The organism is Polynucleobacter sp. VK25, from assembly GCF_018687355.1.
GTDB lineage: Bacteria > Pseudomonadota > Gammaproteobacteria > Burkholderiales > Burkholderiaceae > Polynucleobacter.
Genome location: NZ_CP061288.1, coordinates 1099350 through 1111253 on the forward strand (window position 1 = coordinate 1099350; position 11904 = coordinate 1111253).

Annotated in this window: 14 protein-coding genes and 2 tRNA genes; 6 read left to right on the forward strand and 10 right to left on the reverse strand. The window is 45.0% G+C overall.

All coding sequences use genetic code 11. The features are described 5' to 3' along the window. The first annotated feature begins 68 nt into the window (after positions 1-68). Positions 69-488 (forward strand): thioredoxin TrxC, encoded by a 420-nt coding sequence (trxC, locus tag AOC21_RS05675; RefSeq protein ID WP_251370939.1) that lies wholly within the window; start codon positions 69-71, stop codon positions 486-488. Positions 489-683: 195 nt separating this feature from the next. On the opposite strand, the gene AOC21_RS05680 is transcribed toward trxC, so the two are convergent. The 8 genes from AOC21_RS05680 to acs all read right to left on the reverse strand — a co-directional run bounded on the left by AOC21_RS05680 (position 684) and on the right by acs (position 6827). After that, positions 684-995: a cytochrome c, class I gene (locus tag AOC21_RS05680; protein ID WP_215309794.1), complete on the reverse strand. Its 312-nt coding sequence runs from the start codon at positions 993-995 to the stop codon at positions 684-686. 10 nt (positions 996-1005) lie between these two features. Beyond that, complete coding sequence (locus AOC21_RS05685; RefSeq protein WP_215309792.1) at positions 1006-2226, reverse strand: molybdopterin-dependent oxidoreductase; 1221 nt, start codon at positions 2224-2226, stop codon at positions 1006-1008. 111 nt (positions 2227-2337) lie between these two features. After that, complete coding sequence (locus AOC21_RS05690; RefSeq protein ID WP_215309790.1) at positions 2338-2580, reverse strand: DUF2789 family protein; 243 nt, start codon at positions 2578-2580, stop codon at positions 2338-2340. Between the two features lie 330 nt (positions 2581-2910). Then, complete coding sequence (locus tag AOC21_RS05695) at positions 2911-3432, reverse strand: hypothetical protein (RefSeq protein WP_215391057.1); 522 nt, start codon at positions 3430-3432, stop codon at positions 2911-2913. A 15-nt stretch (positions 3433-3447) separates the two neighbouring features. Then, positions 3448-3939 (reverse strand): peptidoglycan-associated lipoprotein Pal, encoded by a 492-nt coding sequence (gene pal / locus AOC21_RS05700; protein ID WP_215309786.1) that lies wholly within the window; start codon positions 3937-3939, stop codon positions 3448-3450. Positions 3940-4023: 84 nt separating this feature from the next. After that, positions 4024-4377 carry a hypothetical protein gene (locus AOC21_RS05705; RefSeq protein ID WP_215309784.1) on the reverse strand — a complete coding sequence of 118 codons (354 nt, stop codon included), beginning with the start codon at positions 4375-4377 and terminating at the stop codon, positions 4024-4026. Between the two features lie 326 nt (positions 4378-4703). After that, positions 4704-4794, reverse strand: a tRNA-Ser gene (locus tag AOC21_RS05710). A gap of 59 nt (positions 4795-4853) precedes the next feature. Beyond that, positions 4854-6827: an acetate--CoA ligase gene (acs, locus tag AOC21_RS05715; RefSeq protein ID WP_215391058.1), complete on the reverse strand. Its 1974-nt coding sequence runs from the start codon at positions 6825-6827 to the stop codon at positions 4854-4856. A 186-nt stretch (positions 6828-7013) separates the two neighbouring features. Between acs and AOC21_RS05720 the strand changes: the two genes are divergently transcribed. From AOC21_RS05720 to AOC21_RS05740, 5 genes are read left to right on the forward strand one after another with little or no spacing between them, the layout of a single operon-like run. Continuing rightward, the gene (locus tag AOC21_RS05720) at positions 7014-8537 is read left to right on the forward strand and encodes a fumarate hydratase (RefSeq protein ID WP_215391059.1); all 1524 of its coding nucleotides are present in this window, start codon (positions 7014-7016) and stop codon (positions 8535-8537) included. A 45-nt stretch (positions 8538-8582) separates the two neighbouring features. Further along, positions 8583-9389, forward strand: coding sequence for a glutamate racemase (gene murI, locus AOC21_RS05725; RefSeq protein ID WP_215391060.1), 807 nt, complete (start codon positions 8583-8585; stop codon positions 9387-9389). Next, positions 9386-10084 (forward strand): energy transducer TonB, encoded by a 699-nt coding sequence (locus tag AOC21_RS05730; RefSeq protein WP_215391061.1) that lies wholly within the window; start codon positions 9386-9388, stop codon positions 10082-10084. Before murI ends, AOC21_RS05730 begins: the two co-directional genes overlap by 4 nt. Positions 10085-10089: 5 nt before the next feature. Then, complete coding sequence (locus AOC21_RS05735; protein WP_215391062.1) at positions 10090-10782, forward strand: MotA/TolQ/ExbB proton channel family protein; 693 nt, start codon at positions 10090-10092, stop codon at positions 10780-10782. A gap of 2 nt (positions 10783-10784) precedes the next feature. Continuing rightward, the gene (locus AOC21_RS05740; protein ID WP_215391063.1) at positions 10785-11198 is read left to right on the forward strand and encodes a biopolymer transporter ExbD; all 414 of its coding nucleotides are present in this window, start codon (positions 10785-10787) and stop codon (positions 11196-11198) included. Between the two features lie 16 nt (positions 11199-11214). On the opposite strand, the gene AOC21_RS05745 is transcribed toward AOC21_RS05740, so the two are convergent. Both AOC21_RS05745 and AOC21_RS05750 read right to left on the reverse strand, forming a co-directional pair. Further along, positions 11215-11682 (reverse strand): hypothetical protein, encoded by a 468-nt coding sequence (locus AOC21_RS05745; RefSeq protein ID WP_251371464.1) that lies wholly within the window; start codon positions 11680-11682, stop codon positions 11215-11217. A gap of 15 nt (positions 11683-11697) precedes the next feature. Next, positions 11698-11786, reverse strand: a tRNA-Leu gene (locus AOC21_RS05750). Positions 11787-11904 lie beyond the last annotated feature (118 nt).

The following is an 11904-nucleotide window of genomic DNA, read 5'->3' on the forward strand; positions in this document are numbered from 1 at the left end:
TAGAGCGGATAATGGAAATGATATAAATTAATTAACTTGACTCCAATAGAGTGCAAAGGGGATTGGTAATGCTTATTAAATGCCCAAATTGTCAGAAATTTAATCGACTGCCGCTTGAACGGATAAATGAAAAACCTATTTGCGGCGCTTGCAAATCAAGTTTAGCTTTAGGAGCTATAGAAGCTGACCAGGCAAGCCTAAAAGAAATCCTTACTCAGAGTAAGTTGCCTGTCATTGTAGATTTTTGGGCGCCTTGGTGTGGACCCTGCAAAATGTTTGCACCTACCTTTCAGGCTAGCGCCGCTAAATATGGAGAACAAATACTCCATGTCAAACTCGACACGGAAGCGAATCCAGCAATCAGTCAACAGTACAACATTCGCTCAATTCCCACATTGGCTATCTTTAAAAATGGATCTGAAGTTGAGAGAATTTCTGGAGCATTGCCGCCCTCACAATTAGAGCAAGTAATTTCTAGGGTTAAATAATTAAACCCGACACAATGCATAAATAATACGTTTCTTAAGATAGCCCTTTGTAGCTCGGTGACCCAAGATGGAATCGGAAAAAGTCAATACCAATCTCATCCCTAAGAAAAATACATCATGAACTTTGTTTTGGGCTTCTAATGAAAAAACCACCCGAAGGCGGTTTAAGTATTAATAGGGCTGGATTCCGAATCTCTACTTCCTATTTGCCCCATAGGTCTTATTTAAGTAATCGACAATCACTGGCACTTCTTCATCAGTAATTGGCGCTTTGAAGACATTTTTCATTCTCAAGACCTGAGCATTCCAATATCCCACCCCAGTGTTTGGTGGCTGATATTCAGCATAATGGGCTGAGTGACAGGCGGAACATTTTTGTAGGGTTAATTGATAACCAGGCAAATCTGATGGTCTCCATAAAACAGTATCTGCTGGCAACTCAATTGTTTTAGCTTGGGCCATTTGTGCCAAAGCAAGAGCGGATAGAAGGAGGATAATTTTTTTCATATTCTTCTCCTTAAACCGCTGTGACTTTGACAGTCTCAACAACGTTCCGCATGTAGCCAGCAGGCATCCAGCTAGCCGTCATCGGTTGAACTTGGCCGGCATGATTAGAGGCTCTGACCCGCAAGTCCAATGTCCCTTTTTGTTTTGGTGTGAATTCAACACGCCACTCTCTAAATGAGAAGCGTCCAAGATCCTGACCCAATCTAGCCTCCGTCCAATTCTGCCCATTATCCTGAGAGAACAGTACTTTCTTAATGCCATAGCCAGCATCAAAGGCAATGCCTCGGGCTTGAACCGGCTTACCAACAGTGACAACGCTATTGTCTGTGAAGTTCGTAATGAAAGAGCGAATCGTAAATTGATTAATTGGAATCGTTTTAGAAGGAGCGGTGCCGGGCGCAACACAGTTACAGTCATTATCTGGGATGCGATAAGCAGGATTCATCCAATAACCGTTATATACATCATCAACCACCTTAATTTCACTAAGATGTTTTACCCAATAAGTACCGTAGTAGCCAGGCACAATTAACTTAATTGGATAGCCGTTTAGAAAAGGAATGTCGGTACCATTCATTTGGTAGGCAACCATGACATTGCCATCCATGGCGTGATCTATATCTAAACCTTTTACAAAATCAGAATCGCTTGGCAATACCGGCTGATCCAAGCCATCAAAGGTGACCTGTTTGGCGCCACGACCAGGGTTGGCGGCCTTCAAAATATCTTTTAGAGCAACGCCAACCCAAGCGGCATTACCCATCGCGCCATTACCGAGCTGGCCACCATTGACTCTAGGTTCAAACAAGCCACGACTGTTACCAGAGCATTGATTCACTGCAACAATGCGTTGAGATAGGAAATTTTTCTTTAAAGACTCTAGAGAAATCTCTAAAGGCTTTTCTACGTTGCCACCAACTTTTAATCTATAGGTATTTGGGTCAATCGATGTTGGAATACCGGCCATGTGATAACGCACAAAAAATTCATCATTGGGCGTAATGACGTGATTGTCGTAATACTTAAATGGGGTTTCTAATTGTGGAGGCCTAGAAGTTAACACAATCATGGGCTTCTTTTCAGGAAAGGCCATAAGTTCGCGCTCACCATAGGCTATTGGTAAATTCGTTTTCTCAGCACCCATTACCCAAGATGGCAATAAAGAACTGGCTCCACCAGCCAAAGCCGCTGTGATGACTTTACGTCTATTGGTAAAGTTCTCTGAATTCATGGATGTCTCCTCCATAGTATTTTTAGCTCAAAACAGAATAGCTACTTTTAAGGGGGAACGCCTTGGTGATAACCCTTGGCATTCATTAAAAATGCTTTTTAAACAATATTTTTATGGGTTTGGCTTTCTAATGAGCATATTGGCCAATTGATCAACCACCTCTGACCACTCTGAGTCATCCGCTTTAGTCTCAATCAAAAAAGCCTTTTGATCTGGCGCCCAATAAATGGCATCGGACAGGATAGACCCCGGTTTCAATTGGTGTCTTTCTATAAAACGCTCTATATGAATCTGTTGCGAGGAAAGCCCTAACTGCTCAAATAGCTCCTCAAGGGTTCTCTGATGTTCGCTCATCACAATTCTCCTTTACCAATACTTAAAAGGCCTCTCGGCATCTACATCTCCGCCTAGGGCCCTCATATTCATATTGCAGTGGGGACATGTAAGACCATCCCACTCCGACAGATGACTGCTAGAGTTACAACTGGTGCAAACAGGCAGCATACTAATTTCAGTATTGATGCTTCCTGGATGGGCTACCGTATAAGCATCAATCGTTGAACAAGACTTGCAGACCATTGCCACTCTAGAAGAGTGAAGCCCAACTTCTCTCCCAATGCTACTGATGCATTCAAACTTACAAGAACGACAGACAAATTTATATCTAGCCATAAATCAGCCTCACTAATTCTTTTTAGATTGAAGCGCCAGCTTCTTCATATGCGCATCTTGCATAAGTAATTGCCTTTCTTGATTAGCTACACCAATGGTGATCTTTTTAGCAATAAGATCGGCATATACGCCATCAATCTTTTTAAAGAAATCCTCATAGACCGCTTTCTTTTCAGGACTTAATCCCTCCAAAGCAATAGGTCGGCAGGAATTTGCTTCGGCCAGATAATTCGTTAATGCCTTAGCTTGCTCGTCTGTCAATTTATCTGCAGAGCTAAAGAGAGTCTTTGCATGGGAATTGTTTCTTGTCACAGCAATAACCTGACTATCCACCAGCAAAGCATCAGCACTCTGATTTCCGCGAATGATGCAATCATTTAGTCGCTTAGCTACTGATCCTGAATGATCAGGAGCTGGAGCTGTCATTGGTGATGGGGTTTTAGCAAGCTGTACTGGATTATTGGGTGTAACATTTGTTGCACATCCACCTAGGAAAGCAATTCCTATCAAACTGAATTTAAATATGTTTTTCATTGGGTGGTCCATTGGTTATTGATAGACAAAATCAGCGCGGCGATTTTCTTTAAATGCCGCCTCTGTCTGGGCTGGGTTGGCTGGCTTTTCTTTACCAAAGCTCACCGCCTCTAATTGAGATTCGCTAACGCCTTGAGCGAGTAAAGCCTTTTTAACTGCCTCAGATCGCTTTTGGCCTAGGGCTAGGTTGTATTCAGCAGTTCCACGATCATCGGTATTGCCTTGAATAATGATGAATGCCTTTTGCTTTTGAAACGCTTTTAGATATGCGGCATGGGCAGAGATTGTGGAGACATATTTTGGATCAACGGTATAGCTATCAAACTCAAAATAAATTGAACGCTTGCCGTACACACTAGACTTTGGATCGCTGATTGGATCGTAACCAGAAGAGCTTCCGGCATTAACTGTGGCGACACCATTAGCGTCATCTAACTTAACGCTACTGCAGGCAGAAACGAATAAAACCAATAATGCCAAAGGCAATATTTTTAAAAATTTAGACATAATGATATTTCCCAAAACAAGGCTAAGTACTGCTAGCCGAATAGAAAAGGGCCACGCCCCTAAGGCATGCCCCACCTAAGTAAATTAGGCTATATCTTTGGGTGGTTTAAATGCTGAGTCAGGGAAGTTTTGCGTAAACAAAACTTCATTCGCTAGAGCAAATTTGTGGGCTGTGATTGTCGGAACAAAAAAAGTAACCCCAACATCGCTAATATTTGCAGTCACATGACTCATGAGATACATGGTGTGAACCTGCTCTTTGTCATCAGCAGATTCAGAGCCGTTGTGTGCTTGCTGTGACATTAAGGAAGTACTGTAACTACCCGCGAGTTCTGCCCGCTCAATTGCAGCCTGGATAAAAATACTTCCAGCGGCCGCCTTAAATGCAATTAAGAAGAGGCACATCAATAGGACGAGTGTTTTACTACGGAGCAACATGGATCAAATTCTATACCTGATCGCGATATCTGTCGTTTTAAACGACTTTTAGGGGTACCTCAACATTAGGTCATAGGGTTGAAGTGTTTTAGCCTTCAGAGTCCCATTTCTTGGCAATTTTGAGGTGGCGTATCTCAGTAAAAACCTTGGTTCTGTAAGTTATTGATTTTAAAGTAGGAATCATACAAAACCTCGGGGACTAGTTCTTTGTAAATACCTAGAGTGCCAACCAGTTGAGATTCAAACCGCAATCCAGCGTGGTTTTGGTAACGATTTTGGTAACAAGGGTGTTGTATCTCTACAAACCCTTGTAATACCTATTGACTTGGCGGAAGAGGCGGGATTCGAACCCGCGGTAGGCTATTAACCTACGCACGCTTTCCAGGCGTGTGACTTAAACCGCTCATCCACCCTTCCGTACAGGCTGCAATTATACGATTGCCGGAAGGGTTGGCTCCAAAAGCGCAATTAGGCGCTTATAAAGACTCTTTGAGCTGGTCCAAGATGTGTGGGTTTTCCAGGGTTGAGGTGTCTTGAGTCACCTCTTCGCCTTTAGCAATCACACGCAAGAGACGGCGCATGATCTTGCCAGAACGGGTCTTGGGCAAGTTGTCGCCGAAACGCACATCCTTGGGCTTGGCGATCGGGCCGATCTCTTTACCGACCCAGTTGCGCAATTCGGTAGCAAGTTTCTTGGCATCATCACCGGTTGGGCGACCACCTTTGAGAACAACGAATACGCAAATCGCCTCACCTGTCAATTCATCAGGGCGACCAACCACTGCTGCTTCAGCAACTAATGGGTTAGCCACCAAGCAAGATTCGATTTCCATCGTACCCATGCGGTGACCAGAAACGTTCAAGACGTCATCGATACGACCCGTAATGGTGAAGTAGCCAGTGTCTTTATTACGAATTGCGCCGTCTCCAGCCAGATATAAAGTACCGCCCAACTCTTCTGGGAAGTAAGACTTTACAAAACGATCTGCATCATTCCAAATTGTACGAATCATGGAAGGCCATGGACGCTTCACAACCAAGATGCCGCCTTGGCCGTTTGGAACATCAACACCAGCCTCGTCCACAATCGCCGCCTGAATACCTGGCAGTGGCAATGTGCACGAACCAGGAATCATTGGGGTTGCGCCCGGCAATGGAGAAATCATGTGACCGCCAGTTTCTGTTTGCCAGAATGTATCTGCGATTGGGCACTTGGAATTACCAACATTCTCGTAGTACCACATCCATGCTTCTGGATTGATTGGCTCACCAACAGAACCTAAGAGACGCAATGAAGACAAATCGTAGCTCTTGGGATGCACCGCTTCATCGTTGCTAGATGCTTTGATCAATGAACGAATCGCTGTTGGTGCTGTATAGAAAATAGAGGCTTTATGTTTTTGGATCATGTCCCAGAAACGGCCAGCATTTGGATATGTTGGAACACCTTCAAATACGATCTCAGTGGCGCCGACTGCGAGTGGACCATAGGTAATATAGGAGTGACCTGTTACCCAACCAATGTCGGCAGTACACCAGAACACATCGTTTGGCTTGATGTCAAATGTCCACTTCATTGTGAGAATGGCCCATAAGAGGTAGCCGCCAGTAGAGTGCTGTACACCCTTTGGTTTACCAGTTGAACCGGATGTGTAAAGAATGAACAATGGATGCTCAGCGCTGACCCACTCTGGCTCGCATGTCGTTGCTTCATTCGCTACGATCTCTTGCATCCAAACGTCGCGACCAGCTTGCATCGTGACATCAGTGCCAGTACGCTTGCTCACGATGACATGCTTCACCTTAGGGCACTCGCCAGTAGACAAGGCTTCGTCACAAATAGCTTTTAATGGCAATGCTTTACCGCCGCGGAATTGACCATCGGCTGTAATGACGGCAACTGCACCTACGTCCATAATCCGATCACGCAAGGCTTGTGCAGAGAATCCGCCAAACACTACCGAGTGAATTGCGCCAATACGGGCGCATGCCTGCATAGCAACAATGCCTTCAATCGTCATAGCCATGTAAATGATGACACTGTCACCTGACTTAACGCCCATCTTACGCAGAGCATTTGCCATTTTGCAAACGCGCTCAAGCATCTCTTTGTAAGTTACTTTAGTAACTGTGCCGTCATCGGCTTCAAAAATGATGGCTGTTTTATCGCCTAAGCCGGCTTCCACTTGGCGATCCAAGCAGTTATAGGAGGCATTCGTTGTGCCATCTTCGAACCATTTATAGAAAGGCGCTTTGGATTCATCCAAAACCTTGGTAAAAGGTTTTTTCCAATAGAGATTCTCTTTAGCAAGACGACCCCAGAAACCGTCGTAATCCGCATTAGCTTCAGCACAAAGCTTGTTATAGGCTTCCATACCTGGAATGGCCGCGCTCTTTACAAAGTCTGCAGGCGGGTTAAATACGCGGTTTTCTTGCTTTAATGGTTCCATGCTTCACAGCCCTCTATCTAATAATCAATATTCAAAATCCACTACAAATGCGAAAAAATGTCGCAAAATGATGGGTTTACACCCTCAAGACCTTAGAAGATAAGTGAAAACACTGGGGATTTGCTCTATGGCAAACCCTTAAAATAGGGCAAACCTTACTAATAATGTGGAAATAAGCCTAAAACCATGACCAATATTAAACAAAACGACCTGATTCAAAGCGTTGCAGATGCATTCCAGTTCATCTCTTATTACCACCCCAAGGACTTTATTACTGCCATGGGTAAGGCTTATGAGCTTGAACAAGGTGAGGCGGCCAAGGATGCTATTGCTCAAATTCTGACCAATAGCCGTATGTGCGCTGAAGGTCACCGACCTATGTGCCAAGACACTGGCATTGCAGTGGTTTTCTTAAAGATTGGCATGAATGTCCAATGGCCTGATGCCACTATGAGTGTTTCTGACATGGTGAATGAAGGTGTTCGTCGTGCTTACCTCAACCCAGACAATACTTTGCGCGCATCAGTCCTCTCTGATCCAGCGGGTAAACGCAAAAATACTGGCGACAACACACCAGCAGTAATCCATTACGAAATTGTCCCGGGCGACGATGTTGAAGTAATTTGTGCAGCCAAAGGTGGCGGCTCAGAAAACAAAGCCAAGATGGTCATGCTCAACCCTTCTGATTCAATTGTGGATTGGGTACTTAAAACGCTTCCTACTATGGGTGCAGGCTGGTGCCCTCCCGGCATCCTCGGCATTGGCATAGGTGGCACACCAGAAAAAGCCATGCTCATGGCAAAAGAATCTTTGATGGGTCCAGTAGATATTCAGGAACTTATTGAGCGTGGTGCTAAAACTCGCGCTGAAGAACTGCGTTTAGAGCTCTATGAAAAAGTAAACAAATTGGGTATCGGCGCCCAAGGTCTTGGTGGCTTAGCTACCGTGCTAGATATCAAGATAATGGAATATCCAACGCATGCAGCGTCATTGCCTGTTGCGATGATTCCAAACTGTGCAGCTACTCGCCATGTACATTTCCATTTACACGGTGATGGTCCTGCAAAACTAGAGGCTCCTTCCCTGTCTGATTGGCCAGATGTCACCTGGACTCCAGACGTTCAAAAATCTAAACGCGTTAATTTAGATACCCTTACTCCAGAAGAAGTCGCGAGCTGGAAACCAGGCCAAACTTTATTGCTTAACGGTAAGATTTTGACTGGTCGTGATGCTGCGCACAAACGTATTCAAGACATGCTTGCAAAGGGTGAAGAGCTTCCAGTGGACTTTAAAAACCGCGTGATCTATTACGTCGGCCCTGTTGATCCTGTGCGCGATGAAGTGGTTGGCCCTGCAGGCCCCACTACCTCTACCCGCATGGATAAGTTCACTGAAATGATGCTTGCCAAAACTGGCTTGATTTCCATGATTGGTAAAGCAGAGCGTGGTCCAGAAGCGATTGAAGCCATCAAGAAGCATAAGTCAGCCTATTTAATGGTTGTTGGTGGCGCTGCTTACTTGGTATCTAAGGCTATCCAAGCATCTAAGGTGGTAGGCTTTGCTGACTTAGGCATGGAAGCTATTTATGAGTTTGATGTCAAAGATATGCCAGTAACTGTTGCAGTGAACTCGGAAGGCATCTCGATGCACGAGACTGGGCCTAAAGAGTGGCAAACCAAGATTGCTGGTATTCCAGTCAAGATCGCTTAATTCCGGAATTGTTTAAGCACTTTATCAGCGACTACTGAGCATATATTGGCACTAATCGGAGTATTTGATTCTGGCGTTGGAGGCTTATCCATTTTGGATGAGGCTCTGCGCCAACTTCCACAGCACGATTATGTTTATCTTGCCGACTCCGCCAATGCACCTTATGGCGAAAAATCGAGTGCTTGGATTGCAGCACGCAGTCTTACTTTATGCAGGCATCTAGCAAGTCAAGGATGTGATGCCATCGTAGTTGCCTGCAATACCGCAACCGCTGAAGCAATAAAGCAGATTCGAGAAACGCTTTCTATCCCGATCATTGGAGTAGAGCCAGGCATTAAGCCAGCATCGATGCAATCTCAAAATAATATAGTTGGAGTCCTTGCTACTGAAGCAACCCTGAAGAGCGATAAGTTCAACGCTCTATTAAACACTCTGCCAACTGATTGCAGATTCATCAAACAAGCAGGCGCAGGCTTGGTTCCTTTAATTGAATCAGGTAAGGCAGATGGCGAAGAAACATTAGAGTTGCTTGCCAAACATCTTGAACCTATTCAGGATGCTGGTGCAGATACCCTAGTACTTGGCTGCACCCACTACCCCTTTTTAAGGAAATCGATTCGTAAACTGCTTGGTGAATCCATTACGCTGATTGACACTAGCGATGCGGTAGTCAGGCAACTCAAAAGACAGCTTGAGAGTCTACAAAAGGCAAACCTTGCTATGGGGCATGGAACAGTACTATTTCTAAGTAGTAAAAATGAAGTTTCACTATTGCTGATGGCACAAGATTTAATGTCTGCAGATTTGAATTCACATATAGTAGAAGCACGCATCTTAGGCGAAGTGAGATGAGCTCTTTTCTCAATAAACTAGATGCCTTTCTGCCGTTCAATAAAACAGAACGCATCATCATTGGCATCGTAGTGCTCCTGCATGCCCTGCCTGCTTTAGAGTTTATCCACCTAAGTAAGCGCCCTCCTCAAATGGATGATGCGCGCGTCATGGCAAATCTCGTTAGTCCTGAGGCATCTAAGACGCAACAGCCACCTGCTGCTACTCCACCAAAACCAAAGGAAGAGAAAAAAGCAGTCAAGGAAAAAGCAAAAGAGAATCCTTCCGATAAGCCAAGCCCAACCCAGACACAGCAGGCACCACAGCAAAACCAAGCGCAAAGCAAATCTGAAGCGCAGTCACAGTCTCAAGCGCCAAATGCGGCGGTTGCCCCTGCTACCAGTGGGGGTGCCAGTGGCACACCGATTCAGACTGACATTGGTAAACTGGTCGTGGTTTACCAGCCAGATGCAGATGCTTACTACCCTTCCTTTTCTAAGCGTTCTGGAGAACAAGGGGCAGTTGTAGTGCGCTTAATTATTGATGAAACTGGTAATGTAGAAGATGTGGCAATGCTGCAGTCAAGCACTTTTCCCCGACTTGATCGCGCCGCCACTGACATCGGTAAACGTTATCGCTTTAAACCCTTTGTAGTAAACGGTTCACCCCAAAGAATTTCCACCAATCTTTTAATTAAATTTAACCTCAAGAACTAAACAATATGAACACACCATTTGGCATAGCAAATCTTTGGCTTGAGGGTGATGCAATTACCCGCTTCGTGGCAATTGCCCTACTCACTTGCTCTATCGTGACTTGGGTAATCCTATTAACCCGTCTATGGGATTTGCGTAATCTACGCAAACTGAAACCAGAGCTCGAGCAATTCTGGCGTGCCACTTCATTTGAACAAGGCATGCAAGTCTTTAGTAATCATGCTGCCAATCCGTATTATCAAATTGCTAAGTCAGCAACTAAGGCATCGGCACACCACCAAAGCCAATCCACTAATCACCGCGAATTACTGCAAACACTCAACTATTCTGAGTGGATGGCTAGAAGCCTCAAAAATAGCGTTGATAGCGTAGCAGCAGGTTTACAGAAGGGCCTAACCTTCTTAGGTTCTACTGGCGCGATTGCTCCGTTCATTGGCTTGTTTGGAACCGTCTGGGGTATCTATCATGCTTTGATCTCTATCAGCAGCTCTGGCAGCGCACAGATCGATCAAGTTGCCGGCCCTATTGGTGAAGCGCTGATCATGACTGCCCTTGGATTGGCCGTAGCCATTCCTGCGGTTCTTGCCTTTAACGCTATCAATCGCGCCAATAAATTATTTGTTGCTGACCTCAATCGTTTTGGCAATGATCTATTGGCCTATTTCGTTACTGGTGCTCGCGTTAGCTCCGGGGAATAATTATGTCCTTTCATATTCAAGACGAACAAAGCGACGATAGCATCATGTCGGAAATCAATATGACGCCAATGGTGGACGTCATGTTGGTGCTGTTGATTATTTTCATCATCACGCTGCCAGTCATCCAGCAAGCCGTGAAAGTGGAATTACCCAAAGCCAATAGCGTCCGCAATGAAGTCAAACCTGAATCAGTTCAACTATCGATTGATGCTAATGGTCAAATTTTCTGGAATAGCACGGCGATTGATTTAAAAACTTTCGACGGCTATGCAGAAAAAGCTGCTCAGAAAGATCCACAACCAGAAATTAATCTGCGCGCCGATAAGTCCGTTAAGTATGAGTATGTTGCGCAAGTGCTGGCAGCCTCACGTCGTGCGGGCTTAACCAAGTTGGGATTTGTCACAGAACCTAACTAAAGATTAGTTAGGCTTCTTATTTGCTTTTGTATGGCAATTTAGCGAGTGCGCAAGTCTCTTCGCTTGTGTGGGTGCCGTTTCCGATGGTTGCCCCCAGAATGCCGCCCTGAATTTTTTCCACCTTCTTAAACTTGCCAGTGACGGGGTCAAGAGTGATGTTGGTAATAACACTACCGGCTGTGTAAGAGACTCCCATAATTTCTTCTGGCTCAAACTTTGCCTCTATCAATATCAAAATATTGGGGCGAGCAAGTGTGACGCTTTTAACAACCTGTGATCCCAATGCATCTGACTGATCCAGATCACGGCCATCTAAGAATACTTTTGCTTTTTGTGAGCCCGCAGCCAGTGTGAGCTTCATTTCATACTCTTCGGTATAGCCTTTTTCTGAACGCTTACAGTTAAATTCAAGAACGTCAACGCCCCATGCAGCCAGAGACGAAAAAGTCAGGCAAGAGCAAAGTAAAAGTTTGGATAAATTCATATGAATGAGTGTCTTTGGTGCCCGAGGCCGGAATCGAACCGGCACGACTTTTTTGAGTCGGCAGATTTTAAATCTGCTGTGTCTACCGATTTCACCACTCGGGCTCGCACTTACAATAAAGCCGTGCTAAATAAATCAAGACAAGCGAAATTTTAGCACGCAAGCCCCTTTTAATCCTCTTGCAAGCTCCCAGAACCCCCTTTTACCCCGCCACCTAAGGCT